The organism is Sphingomonas sediminicola (assembly GCF_049991885.1).
Lineage (GTDB): Bacteria > Pseudomonadota > Alphaproteobacteria > Sphingomonadales > Sphingomonadaceae > Sphingomicrobium > Sphingomicrobium sediminicola.
The window spans coordinates 2580457-2597927 of the sequence record NZ_CP178916.1 but is presented as its reverse complement, the minus strand read 5'-3'; the positions used below and the strand labels follow the sequence as shown (position 1 = coordinate 2597927).

22 protein-coding genes are annotated in these 17471 nt (G+C 63.3%); 19 read left to right on the top strand and 3 right to left on the bottom strand.

Annotation, left to right across the window (positions count from 1 at the left end):
- Positions 1–106: 106 nt before the first annotated feature.
- The 3 genes from ACMC5O_RS13600 to ACMC5O_RS13590 are packed head-to-tail and all read left to right on the top strand — an operon-like array spanning position 107 to position 1928.
- Positions 107–511 (top strand): DUF411 domain-containing protein, encoded by a 405-nt coding sequence (locus tag ACMC5O_RS13600; RefSeq protein ID WP_187708337.1) that lies wholly within the window; start codon positions 107–109, stop codon positions 509–511.
- 5 nt (positions 512–516) lie between these two features.
- Positions 517–1257, top strand: a complete 741-nt coding sequence (locus ACMC5O_RS13595; protein WP_187708338.1) for an alpha/beta fold hydrolase — start codon at positions 517–519, stop codon at positions 1255–1257.
- Positions 1254–1928, top strand: coding sequence for a tetratricopeptide repeat protein (locus tag ACMC5O_RS13590; protein ID WP_187708339.1), 675 nt, complete (start codon positions 1254–1256; stop codon positions 1926–1928). The genes ACMC5O_RS13595 and ACMC5O_RS13590 overlap by 4 nt, the downstream gene beginning before the upstream one ends.
- Here the strand turns inward: ACMC5O_RS13590 and ACMC5O_RS13585 are convergent.
- The gene (locus ACMC5O_RS13585) at positions 1925–2677 is read right to left on the bottom strand and encodes an SIMPL domain-containing protein (RefSeq protein WP_187708340.1); all 753 of its coding nucleotides are present in this window, start codon (positions 2675–2677) and stop codon (positions 1925–1927) included. The two genes, ACMC5O_RS13590 and ACMC5O_RS13585, sit on opposite strands and share 4 nt — an antisense overlap.
- A 107-nt stretch (positions 2678–2784) precedes the next feature.
- Here ACMC5O_RS13585 and ACMC5O_RS13580 point away from each other — a divergent pair, with 107 nt between their 5' ends.
- From ACMC5O_RS13580 to ACMC5O_RS13570, 3 genes are read left to right on the top strand one after another with little or no spacing between them, the layout of a single operon-like run.
- A complete protein-coding gene (locus tag ACMC5O_RS13580; RefSeq protein ID WP_187708341.1) occupies positions 2785–3201 on the top strand; it encodes a VOC family protein in 417 nt (138 codons plus the stop codon).
- Entirely contained in the window at positions 3201–3929 is a 729-nt protein-coding gene (gloB, locus tag ACMC5O_RS13575) for a hydroxyacylglutathione hydrolase (protein WP_187708342.1), read from the top strand. The genes ACMC5O_RS13580 and gloB overlap by 1 nt, the downstream gene beginning before the upstream one ends.
- Before the next feature lie 50 nt (positions 3930–3979).
- Complete coding sequence (locus ACMC5O_RS13570) at positions 3980–4378, top strand: hypothetical protein (RefSeq protein WP_187708343.1); 399 nt, start codon at positions 3980–3982, stop codon at positions 4376–4378.
- Here the strand turns inward: ACMC5O_RS13570 and ACMC5O_RS13565 are convergent, their stop codons facing one another.
- Complete coding sequence (locus tag ACMC5O_RS13565) at positions 4379–6127, bottom strand: AMP-dependent synthetase/ligase (RefSeq protein ID WP_426693011.1); 1749 nt, start codon at positions 6125–6127, stop codon at positions 4379–4381.
- A gap of 97 nt (positions 6128–6224) precedes the next feature.
- Here ACMC5O_RS13565 and ACMC5O_RS13560 point away from each other — a divergent pair, with 97 nt between their 5' ends.
- On the top strand, positions 6225–7940 hold the full coding sequence (locus ACMC5O_RS13560; protein WP_187708344.1) for a gamma-glutamyltransferase family protein: 1716 nt from the start codon (positions 6225–6227) through the stop codon (positions 7938–7940).
- Here the strand turns inward: ACMC5O_RS13560 and ACMC5O_RS13555 are convergent.
- On the bottom strand, positions 7937–8962 hold the full coding sequence (locus ACMC5O_RS13555) for a quinone-dependent dihydroorotate dehydrogenase (protein ID WP_187708345.1): 1026 nt from the start codon (positions 8960–8962) through the stop codon (positions 7937–7939). The two genes, ACMC5O_RS13560 and ACMC5O_RS13555, sit on opposite strands and share 4 nt — an antisense overlap.
- 96 nt (positions 8963–9058) lie before the next feature.
- Here ACMC5O_RS13555 and ACMC5O_RS13550 point away from each other — a divergent pair, with 96 nt between their 5' ends.
- From ACMC5O_RS13550 to dapD, 12 genes are read left to right on the top strand one after another with little or no spacing between them, the layout of a single operon-like run.
- Positions 9059–9457 carry an SUF system Fe-S cluster assembly regulator gene (locus ACMC5O_RS13550; RefSeq protein ID WP_187708346.1) on the top strand — a complete coding sequence of 133 codons (399 nt, stop codon included), beginning with the start codon at positions 9059–9061 and terminating at the stop codon, positions 9455–9457.
- The gene (gene sufB / locus ACMC5O_RS13545; protein WP_426693010.1) at positions 9454–10935 is read left to right on the top strand and encodes a Fe-S cluster assembly protein SufB; all 1482 of its coding nucleotides are present in this window, start codon (positions 9454–9456) and stop codon (positions 10933–10935) included. Before ACMC5O_RS13550 ends, sufB begins: the two co-directional genes overlap by 4 nt.
- 5 nt (positions 10936–10940) lie before the next feature.
- A complete protein-coding gene (locus tag ACMC5O_RS13540; protein WP_187708347.1) occupies positions 10941–11318 on the top strand; it encodes a hypothetical protein in 378 nt (125 codons plus the stop codon).
- Between the two features lies 1 nt (position 11319).
- Entirely contained in the window at positions 11320–12063 is a 744-nt protein-coding gene (sufC, locus tag ACMC5O_RS13535) for a Fe-S cluster assembly ATPase SufC (protein WP_187708348.1), read from the top strand.
- Positions 12060–12356, top strand: a complete 297-nt coding sequence (locus ACMC5O_RS13530) for a hypothetical protein (RefSeq protein WP_426693009.1) — start codon at positions 12060–12062, stop codon at positions 12354–12356. Before sufC ends, ACMC5O_RS13530 begins: the two co-directional genes overlap by 4 nt.
- Positions 12353–13099: a SufD family Fe-S cluster assembly protein gene (locus tag ACMC5O_RS13525; RefSeq protein ID WP_187708350.1), complete on the top strand. Its 747-nt coding sequence runs from the start codon at positions 12353–12355 to the stop codon at positions 13097–13099. Before ACMC5O_RS13530 ends, ACMC5O_RS13525 begins: the two co-directional genes overlap by 4 nt.
- Positions 13096–14286, top strand: coding sequence for an aminotransferase class V-fold PLP-dependent enzyme (locus ACMC5O_RS13520; protein ID WP_187708351.1), 1191 nt, complete (start codon positions 13096–13098; stop codon positions 14284–14286). The genes ACMC5O_RS13525 and ACMC5O_RS13520 overlap by 4 nt, the downstream gene beginning before the upstream one ends.
- Positions 14283–14738, top strand: coding sequence for an SUF system Fe-S cluster assembly protein (locus tag ACMC5O_RS13515; protein ID WP_187708352.1), 456 nt, complete (start codon positions 14283–14285; stop codon positions 14736–14738). Before ACMC5O_RS13520 ends, ACMC5O_RS13515 begins: the two co-directional genes overlap by 4 nt.
- Positions 14739–14750: 12 nt before the next feature.
- The gene (locus ACMC5O_RS13510) at positions 14751–15113 is read left to right on the top strand and encodes a HesB/IscA family protein (protein WP_187708353.1); all 363 of its coding nucleotides are present in this window, start codon (positions 14751–14753) and stop codon (positions 15111–15113) included.
- A gap of 57 nt (positions 15114–15170) precedes the next feature.
- Complete coding sequence (gene mddA, locus ACMC5O_RS13505) at positions 15171–15911, top strand: methanethiol S-methyltransferase (RefSeq protein ID WP_426693008.1); 741 nt, start codon at positions 15171–15173, stop codon at positions 15909–15911.
- A 50-nt stretch (positions 15912–15961) separates the two neighbouring features.
- The gene (locus ACMC5O_RS13500; protein ID WP_426693007.1) at positions 15962–16645 is read left to right on the top strand and encodes a pyrimidine 5'-nucleotidase; all 684 of its coding nucleotides are present in this window, start codon (positions 15962–15964) and stop codon (positions 16643–16645) included.
- Entirely contained in the window at positions 16642–17466 is an 825-nt protein-coding gene (gene dapD / locus ACMC5O_RS13495) for a 2,3,4,5-tetrahydropyridine-2,6-dicarboxylate N-succinyltransferase (RefSeq protein WP_187708355.1), read from the top strand. The genes ACMC5O_RS13500 and dapD overlap by 4 nt, the downstream gene beginning before the upstream one ends.
- Positions 17467–17471 lie beyond the last annotated feature (5 nt).

The window sequence follows — 17471 nt, the reverse complement described above, 5'->3', positions numbered from 1 at the left end:
GGAGCTATGGTTTTCGCTTCCCGCCAGAATCGTGATGGACAACGGCGCGAATGGGCATCCGAGGGACTGAAATGAAGAGCCGCACGATCTTTAGAGTCTCGCACCGTTGGCGCTGCTCGCCTGCGCGGAAAGCGCAACGGCGGCGACCCTCATCGTCACTAAGAGCGCCTATTGCGGCTGCTGCAAGCATTGGGTCGAGCACATGAAGAAGGCCGGCTTCACAGTTCAGGTCCGAGACGTCGAAAACGTGAGTCCGACCGCCCGTAAACTCGGCGTTCCGGACAATCTTCGATCCTGTCACACGAGCACGATCGGCGGCTACGTCATCGAGGGTCATGTGCCCGCGTCCGACGTGAAGCGCCTGCTGACGACCAAGCCGAAGGCTACCGGAGTTGCGGTTCCCGACATGGTTGTCGGATCGCCCGGCATGGAACAGGGTGACCTCAAGGAGCCGTACAAGGTCGTCCTGTTCGACAAGAGTGGAAAGACTCGAGTCTTCGCTTCACACTGACTGAAATGAGCGTTGCATTCTTCGAACAAGATAGGGGCCCGAGCCTCGCCTATCGCAAGCGCGAGGGGCGCGGCCCGACTCTGGTTTTCCTGCCCGGATACGCTTCCGACATGGATGGCTCGAAGGCCGTCGCGCTGGATGCATTCGCGGCCGATCATGGGTTGGCGATGCTGCGCTTCGACTATTCAGGGACCGGCTCGTCAGAGGGCAGATTCGAGGATGGCACGCTGGAGCGTTGGACCGACGAAGCGACCGCGGTGCTTGATCGCCTGACCGATGGGCCGGTCGTGCTTGTCGGGTCGTCGATGGGCGGCTGGATCGCGCTTCATCTGGCATTGCGGCGGCCGGAGCGACTCGCAGCTCTGGTCGGGATCGCGGCCGCGCCGGACTTCACCGAATGGGGCTATACGGATGCCGAAAAGACTACGCTCCGCCGCGAAGGCAGGCTGGAGCAGCCGAACCCGTACGGCGACCAACCGCAGCTGACGACGCTGCGTTTCTGGGAGTCGGGCGAAGCGATGCGCCTGCTCGACTCCGAAATTGCGATCCACTGCCCGGTTCGCCTGGTTCACGGCGACCGGGACGAGGACGTGCCGCTGGACATTGCCTTCCGCCTCACGGATCGGCTGCGTTCAGGCGATGTGCAGGTGACGGTGATCAAGGGCGGCGGGCATCGGCTTTCGGCTCCGCATGAGATTGACGCGATCCGGCGGACCGTCGCCGCCCTTTTGGAGCCTTCCGAATGATCCTTGCCATCGCCGCCGCAATTGCCGCCGTCCAGGCGCCGGCCGCTGCATGTCCAGACGTCGTGACCCCGCAGGCCTTCACCTGCCGGGCGCTGCAGGCGAGCAGTGCCGGCAACTCGGAAGAAGCCGCTCAGGCCTTCGAGCAGGCCGCCAATGCGCAAAGCGAAAACGAGGCGGAGAAAGCCCGCCTCTGGGCTGCTGCCGGCAATATGTGGATCGCCGCCAATCAGCCCGGAAAAGCCGCGATGGCGCTCGACAAAGCGCTTACCGGGGCGGGTCTGCAAGCGGAGCAGCGCGGCGAAGCCTTGCTGGATCGTGCACGCGCCGCCGAAGCGCAGAACGACCTCAAGATGGCCCGCTCGAAAGTTACCGAAGCCGCGCGGACCGTTTCGGAGGACCCGTTCCTCTGGTATTTCTCTGCCGCGCTCGCGATCCGCGAAAACGACGCCGTGACTGCCAAGGAGGCGATCGGAAAGGCGCTGACGCTGGAGCCCAACAATCCGACGATCCTGTTCGAGGCGGGTCACGTCTATCACTTCGCCGGCGACCTCGCGGCCGCACGGGATTACTGGTCGCGGGCCTCCGCCGCCGATCCCAAGGGCAAGTCGGGACAGGCGGCGCGGGAAGCGCTTTCAATGCTCCCCGCGCCGGCCACTGCTACGGCCCGCTAACCGAGGTCGTAGTCGATCGTCGTCACGACGCGAACTTTCTGGAACGGCGAACTGCCGCCCGACGAACCGCAGTCGTCGCAGTCTTCACCGTCGCGAGCGCCGACCGAGAAATAACCCTGGCTGGCGGTCTTCATCTTTCCGACCGAGACCCCGCTGTCGCGCGCGAATTGCTCGGCGCTTCGCCTAGCGTTCTGGTTGGCCTCGGCGATCATCTCCGGCTTCAGCGCGTTGAGCTTGGTGAACGTAAAGCTGACGTTGCTTCCGCTTCCCACGAGCTCGACCCCGTCCCGCAGGAGTTCGGCCTGGCGTGCGTAGGCGCCACGAACCTTCGTAATGTCATTGGTGCGAAGCTGGATCGACCGGCTGACCGTCAACTTTTGCGGGCCGACGGGCTCACCTTCGCGATCGGTCGGCTGCTCACGGTTCAAGGACACGTCGTAATCGGTGATCTCCTGCGGCTTGAATCCGGAGCGCAGGAAGAAGGCACGCACAGCGCGCGCCTGCTGGTCGACAGCTTGCTGGACCGGGGCAAGCTCGGTGCCCTGGTGCGAGAAGTTGACCGACCAGGTCGCAAGGTCGGCAGTCACGTTGCGCTCGGAAACGCCGCGGACGGTAACCGTTCGGTGCTCGGCCAGCTTGTAGCGGCGGAGGCCATCGCCCAGCGCATAACCGCTTGTCGTCAAACCCAAAGCAAAAATCCCCACCGCGCCCAAAAGGACGGCGCGGCTGTCCTGCAGCTTCTGGATCATGGAAAGTTACCCTGCGTTCGTCGTAATGCTGACGATCACCGGACACCATCGCCGGTCAGTATCGTCGACGAACCGTGCAATAATAGCGATGAATTGAGTGAGGCGAAATGAAATTCCTGCACAGCATGATCCGTGTGTCGGATCCCGACGCCACTGTTGCATTTTTTCAACTGCTGGGACTCGAGAAGCGGCGGCAAATGGACAATGAATCCGGGCGCTTCTCGCTGATCTTCCTCGGCGTTCCGGGTGACGAGGGCGGCGAGGTCGAGCTCACGCACAATTGGGATGAAATAGGTTACGGCGGCGGCCGCAACTTCGGCCATCTCGCCTACCAGGTCGACGACATTTACGAGACGTGCAGACGGCTGAGGGAGGCGGGCGTGACCATCAACCGCCCGCCGCGCGACGGGCACATGGCTTTCATCCGCACCCCTGACAACATCTCGATCGAGCTGCTTCAGAAAGGCGGCTCGCTCGCACCGGCCGAACCCTGGGCCTCGATGCCGAACACGGGCGAATGGTGATGAGCCGCCTCAAGGTCAGCGCGGTCCCGGTTCTCAGCGACAATTACGTCTGGCTGATCACCAATCCGGACACGGGCGAGACTGCAGCCGTTGATCCGTCGGTGGGTGACCCGGTCCTCGACGAAGTCGCGACGGAGGGCCTGCGCCTTACCCAAATACTGAACACGCACTGGCACCCGGATCACACCGGCGGCAATCAAGGAATCAAGGCCGCAACCGGCGCGCCGATCACGGCCCCTGCGGAAGCTCAGAAGGTCAGCTCCGTCGATCGGATCGTTTCCGAAGGCGACCGAGTCACTATCGCGGGCGCGGACGCGGTAGTGTGGGATATTCCGGCGCACACCGCCGGACATGTCGCCTATTACTTCGAGGACGAGGGCATGATCTTCGTCGGCGACACGATGTTCGCGATGGGCTGCGGACGGCTGTTCGAAGGCACGGCCGAGCAGATGTATTCCAATATGCAGCGCATTGCCGCTCTGCCCGACGACGTCCGCATCTACTGCGGGCACGAATATACGCTGGCGAACGCCCGTTTCGCCCTGCACGCCGAGCCGGAGAACCAGGACGTAGCCCGCCGGTTGGAGCAAGTCTCCGAGATGCGCGAACGTGGCGAAGTCACCCTGCCGACCACCGTTGCCCAGGAACGGGCAACCAACCCCTTCGTTCGCGCATTGGACGTTGAGGAATTTGCGCGTCTCCGGAGCGAGAAAGACAGCTTCCGTTAAGCTGCACGGGCGCTCTAGGGATGCACAACCTCAAGACAAGGAGTCATGCCATGCGCGCAATTCCGCTCCTTCTCGCCGCCGCCGCTCTGACGGGCTGCGTCACGCAGCCTCCACCCGCGACCCGCAGCGCCGAAGCCCAGGCCGAATTCCAGAAGCTCATCGCCGGTAAGGTCGCCGGAAGGCCGCTCACCTGCTTGCAGAGCTATCGTAGCGGCGAGATGGTCACGATCGACAACAGCACTGTAGCCTTCAAGAATGGCAGCACGGTTTACGTGAACCATCTGATCGGCGAATGCTCCGGCCTGAAATCCGGCTGGTACACGCTCGTGACCCGAAGTTCTGGGCCCGGCATGTGCCGCGGAGATATTGCCGACGTTGCCGACGTCAGGACAGGAATGGTCGTCGGATCCTGCGCGATCGGCGACTTCACGCCCTACACACGGACCTGATTATTTGCCGTAGAGAGCGTCGAGCCTTTCGCCGTATACGCTCTTGATCACGTGACGTCGGATCTTGAGCGAGGGCGTCAGCATTTCATTGTCCGTCGTGAACGGCTCGTCGGCAATAATGAAACGGCGAATGCGCTCGATCACTGAGAGGTCGGCATTCACCTTGTCGACCGCCTTTGACAGCCGCTGCTGAAGATCGGCTTTGTCGGCATATTCGGCCTCGGGAACCAGCAATGCGACGAGGTACGGCTTGCGGTCGCCAAAGACCATCGCCTGCGCGATTTCCGCCTGGAGCGTGAGCATTCCCTCAACGCGCTGGGGCGAGACATTGTCGCCCTTGTCGTTGACGATCAGGTCCTTTTTTCGATCAGTGATGACGATCCGGCCGGATTCGTCGAGATGGCCGACGTCGCCCGTCGCAAGCCAGCCATCGTCGCTGAGCACCCGCGCCGTCTCATCCGGATTGTGCCAGTAGCCGTGCATCACCAGCTCGCCGCGGACCATGATCTCGCCGTCGTCGGCGATCCGCACTTCACAATCTTTTACCGGGGGACCGACGCTGTCCATGCGCAGCCCTGCCGACGGTCGGTTGCAGCTGATCACCGGCCCAGCTTCGGTCTGGCCATAGCCTTGCAGGAACGTCAGACCCAATGATTGGAAAAACAGGCCCACTTCCGGATTGAGCGGAGCGCCACCCGATACCATCGCCTTCATGCGCCCGCCGAATTTTGCGCGTACCTTCTTGCGAAGCGTCAGCGACAATATTCCGTCCATCGGCAGGTCGAGCGGGTTGCGGCGATCCTCGTATTTCCTCGCGCCGATCGAGAGCGCGCGGCGCAGAAGGTATTGCGAAATCCCTCCAGAAGCCTCGATCGTCTTGAGGATTCGCGCCCGCAGCATTTCGAACAGTCGCGGGACGACGACCATGATGGTCGGGCGGACTTCTTCAATGTTCGCAGCCAGTTTCTCGAGACTCTCGGCGTAATAGATTTGCGCGCCGAGCCCGATCGGGAAATGCTGTCCGCCGGTATGCTCGTAGGCATGGCTCGCGGGCAGGAAGGACAGGAAGATCTCATCGTCCCATCCGAAGTCGGTCGAGATGATGTCCGCTGCGCCTGCGCAGTTCGCCAGGATCGATCCGTGGTGCTGCATCACGCCGCGCGGAGCGCCGCCGGTGCCGCTGGTGTAGATGATGCAGGCGAGGTCCTTTCGCCCGACCGATTGCATGCGCTGCTCGAGCGCTTTCAGGTCGGGCTGGCCCCCGACCAGTTCGTCCCAGTGATGGAAGTCAACCGTTCCGGGTGCTTGCCCGGTACGGATATCCTCGATCCCGATGACGTGATGGCATTCCGAGCTGAACAGCACGGCGGGAATCAGATTCCGTGCAAGCTTCTGGCTTGAAACGATCACCGCCTTCGCCCCGGAATTGCCAAGTATGTGCGTGTGATCGCGGGTCGTGTTCGTCGTGTAGGCGGGCACCGTCACCGCGCCGGCGGCCATGATGCCGAGGTCGGCGATCAGCCACTCGGGCCGATTCTCGCTGACCAGCATGACCCGGTCACCGGGCTCGATCCCGATCCGCTTCAGGCTGTCGGCGAAGGCGGCAACCTGCCGCGCTGCCTCGCTCCACGAAATCGGCTCCCAGACCCCGCCGTGCTTGGCCCAGAGGAATGGCGCATCGCCCTTCTCCCGGGATCGCGTCAGGAACATCGTGACGAGGTTCGGGAAATATTCGAGTTGCCGCGCCATGGCTCCCCTTCATGCTGTGCGGAGGGACTTCTTAGCCGAAACGGCCGCAAGCGCCAGCGCGTGGACGGAGCTTCCTGCATCCGCTAGCGCGGCAGCCATGCGTCCGCTTCGCTTGTTGCTCACTCTGCTCGCTTCCGCATGGCTTCCCGCCTGCGCGACGATCCCCGCACCCCAGCCCAAAGTCGAACGGACCGTTGCCGCGGAACCGTTCGTCATCGCGGCCAATCCGCTGGCCGCCCAGGCGGGACTGAACGTCCTGAAGCGGGGCGGCAGCGCCGTCGACGCAGCAATCGCCGTCCAGGCCATGCTGTCGCTGGTCGAGCCGCAAAGCTCAGGTGTCGGCGGCGGCGCCTTCATGACCTATTATGACGGGCGTAGCGGCAAGGTTTCGGTCCTCGACGGCCGAGAGGTCGCGCCCGCGCAGGCCGTTTCGACCATGTTTCTCCGCTCCGACGGCACTCCGCTTTCGTTCGACGAGGCCGTGCTTTCGGGCCGCGCTACCGGCGTTCCGGGTGCAGTCCGGATGCTGGCCGTCGCCCACGGGGAGCGTGGCAAGCTGCCGTGGAGCAGCTTGTTCGGCGATGCGGAGAAGGCCGCGCGCGACGGCTTTATCGTCAGCCCGCGGCTCGCGAGACTTGTTCACGCGGATTATGCCGAGAACCACGCGCCCGACGTCGTCGCCTATTTCTCGCAGGGGCCGGGTGGCCGTCTGGTCGAGGCCGGCGATCGGTTGACGAACGCCGCTTACGCCGACTTCCTGAATCGCCTCGCCAGCCAGGGACCGGCGGCGCTCTATTCGGGATCGACCGCAGCGAGGATCGTCGAGCGGACGCGAGCCGGACCGCTTGGTGGTTCGATGACCATGGCCGATCTTGCGACTTATCGGCCGGTGAAACGCGAGGCACTCTGCCGGCCCTATCGCGTTTACGTCATGTGCGTCCCGCCTCCGCCGTCGAGCGGTGTAGGCCTTATTGAGCTCATGAAAATGCTCGAGCGCACTGACATCGCGCAACGCGGACCGAGCGATCCCCAGTCCTGGTACCTGTTCGCCGAGGCCAGTCGCCTGATGTACGCCGACCGCGACCGCTACGTCGGCGATATCGCCAGCGTGCCAGTCGATGGGCTGCTCGATCCAGCATATGTCGCGTCGCGCGTGCAGCTGATCGGCCCGACCGCCGGCCCTGCTCCAAGCGCTGGCGTTCCTGCGGGCGCAAAGGTCGCCGCGAACGATACCACCTACGAGCCGACAGGCACCTCGCACTTCATCATCCGCGATGGCGACGGCAATGTCGTCTCGATGACGACGACCGTCGAAAGCATCTTCGGGTCGGGCCGGATGGTCGACGGCTTCTTCCTCAACAACCAGATGACCGACTTCGCGTTCAAGCCGGTAGACGACCAGGGTAATCCAGCGGCCAACGCGGTTGCGCCCGGTAAGCGTCCGCGCTCGTCGATGGTTCCGACGATCCTGCTGACGCCTGACGGCAAGTTCGCGGGCGCAATTGGATCGGCCGGCGGCAATTCCATCATTGCTTACGTTGCGAAGTCGCTTGTCGCGTCAGTCGATTGGAACATGACGATGGCCGATGCGCTCGCGGCCCCGAACCTCGTTGCCCGTGGTCCCAACTTCCAGGGAGAGGTGACCAAGTTCTCCCCAGAGATCCTCGAAGGGCTCCGCCAGCGCGGTATCGACTTGAAGCCGGGCCAGGGCGAGGATTCGGGCCTGACCGGCGTGCTCATCCGCAACGGGGAGATCGACGGAGGAGCGGACCCGCGGCGCGAAGGGGTCGTCCTGACTCTGCCGCGCCCTTAGGTTCCGACAGCTTCCGAGATACTCGAGAAGCCTTCGCGCTTCAGCAGGCCCGCCAGGCCGGCAGCGATGACGCGCCCGATTCCCGGCCCTTCGAAGACCATTGCGGAGTAGAGCTGGACGAGGCTCGCGCCCGCCTTGATCCGTTCCCAAGCATCATCGGCGTTCGCTATCCCACCAACCGCGATCAGCGGGATTTCTCCGCCGCTGGCATTGCGGAATGTTCGAAGTGCTTCGGATGCGAGTGACTTGAGCGGCTCGCCCGAAAGACCGCCCGCCTCGGAGGCGTGACGTGACTTGAGCGGCGGCCGCGACACCGTCGTGTTGGACACGATCAGCGCGTCGACATGATGGTCGAGCGCCGCCCGGACGATTCGCTCGTGGTCGCCAGGCTCGAGATCGGGCGCGACCTTGAGGAAGATCGGCTTGTCGGTCCGAACTTCCTCGACTGCCGCGAGGAGTTCCCTGAGCTCGCCCTCTTCCTGCAGTCCGCGAAGCCCGGGGGTGTTCGGCGAGCTGATGTTGATAGTGAGATAGCGCGCGACCGGCGCCATATTGCGCGCTCCGATTGCATAGTCCGCAATGCGGTCCGCGCTGTCCTTGTTGGCGCCGACGTTTACGCCGATCACGCCGTGCAGGTGCGTCGCGTGCCGTAGCCGCTCGTACGCAGCCGCCTGACCGCCATTATTGAAGCCCATCCGGTTGATGACCGCGCGGTCCTCGACGAGCCGAAATAGCCGCGGCCTGGGGTTTCCCTTTTGCGGCTTCGGAGTGACCGTCCCGACCTCGACGAAGCCAAAACCCATTCCGAGCATCTGCTCCGGCACTTCGGCGTCCTTGTCGAAGCCTGCGGCGAGACCGACGGGTGACGGAAATTCGAGTCCTGCGACGGTCGAACGAAGCGAGTCCGGAAACCGGGCCGGATCCAGCTTCGGCATCATTTTCAGGCCAGCAATAGTCAGCCGGTGCGCTCTCTCTGCGTCGAGAGCGAAGGCGAGAGGTCGAACAAGAGAGTAAAGGCGCACGCGAGCCGCTTAATCCCTCTCCGGCGCATCGTCATCAACATCGGTTGAGTTTTCGCCCGCAACGCACTAAATCGGACACAAATAGTCCGATTTGATATGCGCCTGACCCATCTTGCCGATTATGCGGTCGTGATCATGACCGCCGCCGCCCGCCGGGAAGCTGGCGCGCGCCTCAGCGCGAGCGAGCTCGCCCAGGATACGGGCGTCCCCTTGCCGACCACCCAGAAGTTGATGGGCCGACTTGCCGCCGAAGGCCTGCTTACAAGCGTCCGCGGCGCCGCGGGCGGATACGCTCTGGCTCGTCCGGCCGGTGAAATTACGCTCGCCGACATCGTCGAGGCGGTCGAAGGGCCGATCGCGATGACGATCTGCTCGGAAGGCCGCACCGACTGCGCACTCGACGCGCACTGCATGGTCAAGCCGCACATGGGCGTTGTCGGCAATGCAATCCGCGGGGCGCTCGGCGCGGTTAGCCTGACGGAGCTCGCGCAGTGACCGAGCAAACCACCGTCCGCAACCGCGAGGCGCAGGAAGCCGCCGAGAAGCTCGCCACGTACGAGTGGGGCTTCACAAGCGACATCGAGCAGGAATTCGCACCCAAGGGCCTGAGCGAAGAGACGGTCCGCTTCATCTCCGCCAAGAAGGACGAGCCGGAGTGGATGCTCGACTGGCGGCTTAAGGCCTATCGTGCCTGGTTGGAGATGGAAGAGGTCAGCTGGGCCAAGCTCGACATCCCCGAGATCGATTACCAGGACGCTTATTATTACGCTGCGCCCAAGCAAAAGCCGAAGCTCGGCAGTCTCGACGAGGTCGATCCTGAAATCCTACGAGTCTACGAGAAGCTCGGCATTCCGCTGGAAGAGCAGAAAGTGCTCGCCGGCGTCGAAGGTGCGCCGCGCGTGGCGGTCGATGCGGTGTTCGACAGCGTGTCGGTCGCGACCACTTTCCGCGAGGAGTTGAAGAAGGCCGGCGTTATCTTCCTCAGCATCAGCGAGGCGATCCGCGAATATCCGGAACTGGTGAAGCAGTATCTCGGATCGGTCGTTCCGCAGCGCGACAATTACTTCGCCTGTCTCAACAGCGCGGTCTTTTCCGACGGCACTTTCGTCTACATCCCCGAGGGCGTCCGCTGCCCGATGGAGTTGTCGACCTATTTCCGCATCAATGCGGAAAACACGGGCCAGTTCGAGCGCACCCTGATCGTCGCCGAGAAGGGCAGCTACGTTTCCTACCTCGAAGGCTGCACCGCACCGATGCGCGACGAGAACCAGCTGCACGCGGCGGTCGTCGAGATTTTCGCGCACGAGGACGCCGAAGTGAAATACTCGACGGTGCAGAACTGGTATCCTGGCGACGCCGAGGGCAAGGGCGGGATCTTCAACTTCGTCACCAAGCGGGCATTGTGCAGCGGCGCGCGGTCGAAAGTCAGCTGGACGCAGGTCGAGACCGGCTCCGCGATCACCTGGAAATATCCGAGCTGCATCCTGAAGGGCGAGGGCAGCGTAGGCGAATTCTATTCGGTCGCGCTGACCAACAATCGCCAACAGGCCGACACCGGCACGAAGATGGTGCACATCGGCGCCAACACGCGCTCTACCATCGTTTCGAAGGGCATCAGCGCAGGGCGTTCGAACAACACTTATCGCGGTCTGGTGAAGGTCCTACCGAACGCCGAGAACGTGCGCAATTTCACGCAGTGCGATTCACTTCTGCTCGGCGACCAGTGCGGCGCTCACACCGTGCCGTACATCGAGGTGAAGAACCCGACCGCGACCATCGAGCATGAAGCGACGACGTCGAAGATCAGCGAGGACCAGCTGTTCTACGCAATGAGCCGCGGGCTCGACCAGGAGGCTGCAGTCGCACTGATCGTCAACGGCTTCGCCCGCGAGGTGCTGAAGCAGCTGCCGATGGAGTTTGCCGTAGAGGCGCAGAAGCTACTTGGAATTAGTTTGGAAGGTTCAGTCGGATGATGCCGTTGTTGTTTCTTGTTGCGGCGTCTGCCGATCTGGATTCGCTGAACCGCGCAGTCGCTCAATGCGATCGCGGGGCGGCCAATCCGGCTTTCTCGGGGGAAGCCGCGCAGCGCAGCGCGTTCCTGCTGGACACGTTCCGCGAGCAGGAGTCGATTGTCGCCGCGCGTCTCGAAGTTTCGCAGCGCCGCGCGACGCTTCGCGAGGCGGGCCCGATCAAGGCCGCTGACGAAAAGAAACTGTCGTTGGAAGATGCCGCAATCGAGGACCGCCAGCGAGCGCTCAACGACCGCCGGATGCTCGAAGGAATTCGCCAGGACGCGATGGATTCGATGCGTCGCTACTTCCTCCTCAATTGCCCGGCCGGGAGGCTCGACAAATAAGATGCTCGACATCCGGAACCTCCATGCGACGGTCGCCGACAAGCCGATCCTGAAGGGCATTTCGCTCAGCGTGCCCGCGGGAGAAGTACACGCGATCATGGGGCCGAACGGATCGGGCAAATCGACGCTCGGCTACGTGCTTTCGGGGCGCCCAGGGTACGAGGTGACCGAAGGTTCGGCGACATTCGACGGCAAGGATTTGCTTGCGCTGGAGCCGCACGAGCGCGCAGCCGCGGGCCTGTTCCTGGGCTTCCAATATCCGGTCGAAATCCCGGGCGTCTCATCGCTGCAATTCCTTCGCGAGAGCCTCAATTCGCAGCGCCGTTCGCGCGGCGAGCCTGAACTTTCCGGCGGCGAGTTCATCAAGCTCGCGCGCGAACAGGCAGCGCTGCTCGGCATGGATGTCGACATGCTGAAGCGCCCGGTGAACGTCGGCTTTTCGGGCGGCGAGAAGAAGCGCGCCGAGATGGTCCAGATGGGCATCATGAATCCGAAGTTCGCGATCCTCGATGAAACCGACAGCGGCCTCGACATCGATGCTCTTCGTGCGGTCGGCGCGGGCATCAATCGCATCATGCGCGCGCCCGACAAAGGCGTGCTCCTGATCACGCACTACCAGCGGCTGCTCGACTATGTAACGCCGGACAAGGTGCACGTGCTGAACGCCGGGCGCATCGTCCGCTCCGGCGGTCCCGAGCTTGCGCACGAACTCGAGCGCGAAGGCTACGCGGAGGCGGCTGCGTGAGCACTTTCGCGATCATCCTAGGCTGTATCGTCTTCATGATCGTTGTCGCGTCGGTACGCGGCGATCCCGGCCGCGCAATCGCCGACACGACCCTTCTCGTCATCCTCGCCGGCATCGTCGCCGCGCTCGACTTCATCGTCAGCCGCTTCATGGATACCGGCTACGCAGCAAGCCTCGTCATCATCCTGGTCGCCGGGGGCCTCGCACTCGATTCGCTCTACGGGCTGATGGCTCCTGAACGGCAGAAGCGCCGCGACAAGAAGCTGCGCCGGCTGATGAAGAGACGCGCATGACCGCCCCCTTCCCCACCCGCAAACAGGAGGAATGGCGTTACGCCGACCTCGACGCGCTGAAGCCGGTTTGGGAACAGTTCGCAGAGCCGCTGACGCTGACAATCGGCGCGGGCGATTCCTTCGAAGACGTGTGGGTGCCGACCGGCGATGACGTGCAAGTGAAGCGCATGTCGATTGCGCTCGGTGCGGGCGCGAAGGCGCGATTGTTCGTGCTGAACACCGCATCGGTCTACGGCCGCATTGAGCTCCAGGTGAGCCTCGAAGCTGACGCCAATTTCGAGTTGTTCGCTGCGAATATCGGCGATGGTCAATCGACCAACGAAATCGTCACCAACGTGAGGCACATCGGCGAGCGCGGACGCTCGCGGCAGGTCGTTCGCTCGGTGCTCGGCGGCAAGGCCGTCGGTTCCTATCTCGGCAAGGTCGAGGTCGCACGCGGCGCGCAGCAAACCGACGGCGAACAATCGGTGAAAGCCATGCTGCTTAATCGCGGCGCAACAGCGAACTGTAAGCCCGAGCTGGAGATCTTCGCTGACGACGTGAAATGCGCTCACGGCGCGAGCGTCGGCGAGCTCGACGAGACTCAGATGTTCTACGCACAATCGCGCGGGCTCGACCCGGCAAGCGCGCGCGCGTTGCTGCTCGAAGGCTTCGTCATGGGACTTTGGGACAACGTCGCGGATGAGGCGCAACGCGAGGCGATCTGCGCCGCCGCGCGCGGTGCGTTGCGGAGGGTGGCATGAACGTCGCAACGCGCATCAACAGCGCGCTCGACGTTCGCTCCCAATTCCCGGCGATCGAGAATTGGCACTATCTCGACAGTGCGGCGACCGCGCAAAAACCGCAGGTCGTGATCGACGCAATCACCACCGCTTACGCCCGCGATTATGCGACAGTGCACCGCGGCGTTTACGAGCGCTCGGCGGCGATGACGGCGAGTTACGAAGCCGCACGCGCTGCCGCGTCAGGATTGATTGGCGGGCAACCGAACGAGGTCGTCTTCACGCGCGGCGCGACCGAAGCGATCAACTTGGTCGCGCGCTCGCTTCCAAAGGAAGGCCGCAACCGCGTGCTGCTGTCGCAGCTCGAGCATCATAGCAACATCGTTCCCTGGCAGCTCGCGGGTTACGAAGTCGACGCGGTTCCGCTGACCGTCGATGGACGCATCAATCTCGATGCCGCCGAAGCGATGATCTCCGAGGAGCATCGCGTCGTCGCTTTCGCGCACGTGTCGAACGTGCTCGGCTCGATTCTCGACACGAAGAGGGCGGCCGAGATTGCGCATTCGAAGGGCGCGCTTCTGCTGCTCGACGGCTGCCAGGCTGTTCCGCGAATTCCTGTCGACGTCGCGTCAATCGGTTGCGACTTCTACGCTTACTCTGGGCACAAGCTTTACGGCCCTACGGGCATCGGCTGTCTTTGGGGTCGATACGACCTGCTCAACGCCCTTCCTCCGTGGCAGGGTGGAGGGTCGATGATCGACCGAGTAACGTTCGCGAAGACCACATATCTCGACGCACCGATGCGCTTCGAGGCCGGCACGCCGCACATCGTCGGGGCGGTCGGATTGAACGCAGCGGTCAATTGGGTCGAAGGCCTGACTCTGGACGCAGTCCACGCGCATGAATGCGCGCTCGTCGCGGAATGCCGCGCGGCATTGTCGGGCGTCGGCGGCGTGACGCTTTACGGACCCGAGGACAGTGCAGGAATCGTCAGCTTCAACGTCGACGGGGTGCATCCGCACGACACCGCCACCATATTGGATGACGTGGGCGTCGCGGTCCGCGCCGGCCATCATTGCGCGCAGCCTCTGATGGACGTTCTCGGCGTTCCGGCGACGGCGCGGGCGAGCTTCGCGGCGCATAGCGACAGCTCGGACATCGAGGCTTTGGTGCGCGGGATAGAACAGGTGAAGCGGATCTTCGGATGAACAAGGAGCGGAAGATCGAAACGGAAGAAGTGGAAGCGGTAAGCCCACCGCCGCGCGCTCGAGTCACGCCCGATTTCGAGCGGAAGCGCGACTATCTGACCGGCTTCCTCTCGGGCGAGACCAAGCCGGCGGACGAAGCATCCGCTAACGAAGATCTGAAGAACAACGTCATCGACGCGCTGAAGTCGATCTACGACCCGGAAATTCCGGTCGACATCTACGAGCTCGGCCTGATCTACGACGTTGCGATAAGCGAGGATGGTGACGCGGTGGTGACGATGACGCTGACGACGCCGCACTGCCCGGTCGCGGAATCCCTTCCGAACGAAGTCGAGCTTCGAGTCCTCTCGGTCCCTGGAATCCGCGATGCCGAGGTGAAGCTGGTCTGGGACCCGCCGTGGGACCCGTCCAAGATGAGCGACGAGGCCCGGCTCGAACTGGGAATGCTATGAGCGGTATTTGTAATGAATAGGGAAACGAAAGTCCGGGCACCGCGTCCGGCCGCGATCATCCTGACCTCCGCGGCGGAAGCGCGCATTGCGGAATTGATGGGCCGCGCTCCCGAAGGCGCGATCGGTGTGAAGCTATCAACGCCGCGCCGCGGCTGCTCGGGCCTCGCTTACTCGGTCGATTATATCACCGAGGCGAACCCGATGGATGAAAAGATCGAGACTGCGGGCGGCACCTTCTTCGTAGACGGCGGATCGATCCTCTACCTGATCGGCTCGATCATGGACTGGCGCGAAGACGATTTCGCCGCCGGCTTCGTGTTCGAGAACCCGAATGCGAAGGGCGCCTGCGGCTGCGGCGAGAGCTTCACCGTCTGATAGGTAAGCCGTCGATTTTCTGATAAAGGGGCGCTTCGCAGCCGAAGGGGAATCGGCATGTCACGCTCAGCTTCGCTACTGTTTTCGACGATCGCCTATGCGATCTTTTTCGCGACCTTCCTCTACCTGATCGCCTTCGTCGGCAATTTGCCGCTTGCGGCTCTTACTGTCGATCGTGGGCCGGAGGCACCAGTCGCCGTCGCCGTCATTATCGATCTCGCCCTGCTCGCCCTTTTCGGAATTCAGCACAGCGTGATGGCTCGACAAGGGTTCAAGCGGGCATGGACCCGCATCGTGCCGCACTACCTCGAACGCAGTATCTATGTGCTCGGAGCCAGCGCTGTGCTGATCGTAATGTTCCTGCTCTGGCGCCCAATCCCACAGGTGATCTGGGACGCTAGCGGAACGGGGCTCGAATTTCCGCTCTGGCTGCTGTTCGGGTCCGGCTGGCTCGTCGTCCTCCTGAGCACGTTCATGATCAACCACTTCGAATTGTTCGGACTTCAGCAGGCCTGGTTCCACATGCGCAGTCGCGAGGCCCAGGCCCCCGAACTCCGTCAGCCCTTCTTCTACCGGTGGGTGGCGCACCCGCTCTACGCGGGCTTTTTCATCTCCTTCTGGGCCATTCCGAAGATGACCGCCGGTCACCTGCTCTTCGCACTCGGAATGTCCGTCTATATCCTGATCGCCATCCGCTACGAGGAGCGCGATCTGAGGGGTCTGTTCGGCCGCGACTATGAGGAATACCGCGCGACTGTCGGCATGCTGACCCCGAAATTCTGGAAGCGCGCAGCCTAGACCGTCAGGGCAAGGTTTGCCGGGAAGGAGAAAGGGGCTAGGCGCTCGGCATGGCCGCCAGCGTCGCCCCCGAATTCAGCCACGTCCGCGACTGGATCTTCGACCTCGACAATTGCCTGTACCCGGCCTCGAGCGGTCTGTTCGCGCTGATCGACGAGCGCATGAACGCCTATATCCGGCGTCTTCTGAACTGCGACGCCGACGAGGCGCACCGCGTCCAAAAGCATCATTTCCACACGCATGGGACGACGCTCGCGGGGCTGATGCGCGCGCACGAAATAGACCCGCACGAATTCCTCGAAGACGTTCACGCAATCCCGCTCGACCGCATCCAGCGCAACGATGCACTCGCGGCGTCATTGCAGCGCCTTCCCGGCAGACGATTCATCTTCACAAATGGCGATGCGCCTTATGCGCGCCGGGTGCTTGAGGCGATTGGGGTGGGCGACCGCTTCAACGATCTGCACGACATCCACGCCAGCAGCTATCGCCCGAAGCCCGACCCGCATGGCTATGAGCTACTCTGCGAGCGCTTCGGCATCGATCCCGCCCGGGCGCTTCTGGTCGACGACATCGCCCAGAACCTCAGGCCCGCGAAGACGCTCGGAATGACGACCGTCTGGGTGGACAATGGATCGGAGCGCGGGAACCACGGCGCCGAGGACAGCTACATCGACCATCGCATCGCCGATGTGGGCGAATGGCTCGAGACGATACTGGAGGATGAGGAATGACCGGCAGCCTGAGCCAAGTGATCGACGCGGCATGGGAGGATCGGAGCGCGATCGGGCCCGACACGAAGGGCGATGTCCGCCAGGCGGTCGACAAGGCCATCGCCGCTCTCGACAGCGGGGAAGCGCGCATCGCCGAAAAGGCCGGTGGGGAATGGGTTGTCAACCAATGGCTCAAGAAGGCGGTCCTGCTCTCGTTCCGGCTCAATCCGATGGAATTGATCGCCGGCGGCCCCGGCGGCGCGAACTGGTGGGACAAGGTGCCCTCCAAATTTGCGGCGCTCGGCGAGAAGGAATTCGAAGCCGCGGGCTATCGCGCGGTTCCCGGCGCCATCGTTCGCCGCGGCGCCTACATCGCTCCTGGGGCTGTCCTGATGCCGAGCTTCGTCAACATCGGTGCCCGGGTCGGCGAAGGCACAATGGTGGATACCTGGGCGACGGTCGGCAGCTGCGCCCAGATCGGCAGGAACGTGCACATTTCGGGCGGCGCCGGGATCGGCGGAGTGCTTGAGCCGCTTCAGGCCGGACCCGTGATCATCGAGGATGATTGCTTCATCGGTGCACGCTCGGAAGTCGCCGAAGGCGTGATCGTCGAGCAGGGCGCGGTCGTGTCGATGGGTGTTTTCCTCGGCGCCTCGACCAAGATCGTCGATCGTGCCTCGGGCGAAGTCCATTACGGCCGCGTTCCGGCCTATTCGGTGGTCGTTCCAGGCGCATTGCCGGGCAAGGATGGCGGCCCTTCACTGGCCTGCGCGGTCATTGTGAAGCGCGTCGACGAGCGGACGCGGTCGAAGACCAGCATCAACGAACTGCTGCGCGACTAGATAAG

What these genes read in the sequence shown, in the direction of transcription:
- ACMC5O_RS13525 (WP_187708350.1), top strand. Translation starts at nt 12,353, where the DNA reads ATGACCGCCCCCTTCCCCACCCGCAAACAGGAGGAATGGCGTTACGCC.
- ACMC5O_RS13590 (WP_187708339.1), top strand. Translation starts at nt 1,254, where the DNA reads ATGATCCTTGCCATCGCCGCCGCAATTGCCGCCGTCCAGGCGCCGGCC.
- ACMC5O_RS13570 (WP_187708343.1), top strand. Translation starts at nt 3,980, where the DNA reads ATGCGCGCAATTCCGCTCCTTCTCGCCGCCGCCGCTCTGACGGGCTGC.
- ACMC5O_RS13580 (WP_187708341.1), top strand. Translation starts at nt 2,785, where the DNA reads ATGAAATTCCTGCACAGCATGATCCGTGTGTCGGATCCCGACGCCACT.
- gloB (WP_187708342.1), top strand. Translation starts at nt 3,201, where the DNA reads ATGAGCCGCCTCAAGGTCAGCGCGGTCCCGGTTCTCAGCGACAATTAC.
- ACMC5O_RS13585 (WP_187708340.1), bottom strand. Translation starts at nt 2,677, where the DNA reads ATGATCCAGAAGCTGCAGGACAGCCGCGCCGTCCTTTTGGGCGCGGTG.
- dapD (WP_187708355.1), top strand. Translation starts at nt 16,642, where the DNA reads ATGACCGGCAGCCTGAGCCAAGTGATCGACGCGGCATGGGAGGATCGG.
- ACMC5O_RS13595 (WP_187708338.1), top strand. Translation starts at nt 517, where the DNA reads ATGAGCGTTGCATTCTTCGAACAAGATAGGGGCCCGAGCCTCGCCTAT.
- ACMC5O_RS13520 (WP_187708351.1), top strand. Translation starts at nt 13,096, where the DNA reads ATGAACGTCGCAACGCGCATCAACAGCGCGCTCGACGTTCGCTCCCAA.
- mddA (WP_426693008.1), top strand. Translation starts at nt 15,171, where the DNA reads ATGTCACGCTCAGCTTCGCTACTGTTTTCGACGATCGCCTATGCGATC.
- ACMC5O_RS13565 (WP_426693011.1), bottom strand. Translation starts at nt 6,127, where the DNA reads ATGGCGCGGCAACTCGAATATTTCCCGAACCTCGTCACGATGTTCCTG.
- ACMC5O_RS13500 (WP_426693007.1), top strand. Translation starts at nt 15,962, where the DNA reads ATGGCCGCCAGCGTCGCCCCCGAATTCAGCCACGTCCGCGACTGGATC.
- ACMC5O_RS13560 (WP_187708344.1), top strand. Translation starts at nt 6,225, where the DNA reads ATGCGTCCGCTTCGCTTGTTGCTCACTCTGCTCGCTTCCGCATGGCTT.
- sufC (WP_187708348.1), top strand. Translation starts at nt 11,320, where the DNA reads ATGCTCGACATCCGGAACCTCCATGCGACGGTCGCCGACAAGCCGATC.
- ACMC5O_RS13515 (WP_187708352.1), top strand. Translation starts at nt 14,283, where the DNA reads ATGAACAAGGAGCGGAAGATCGAAACGGAAGAAGTGGAAGCGGTAAGC.
- ACMC5O_RS13510 (WP_187708353.1), top strand. Translation starts at nt 14,751, where the DNA reads ATGAATAGGGAAACGAAAGTCCGGGCACCGCGTCCGGCCGCGATCATC.
- ACMC5O_RS13550 (WP_187708346.1), top strand. Translation starts at nt 9,059, where the DNA reads ATGCGCCTGACCCATCTTGCCGATTATGCGGTCGTGATCATGACCGCC.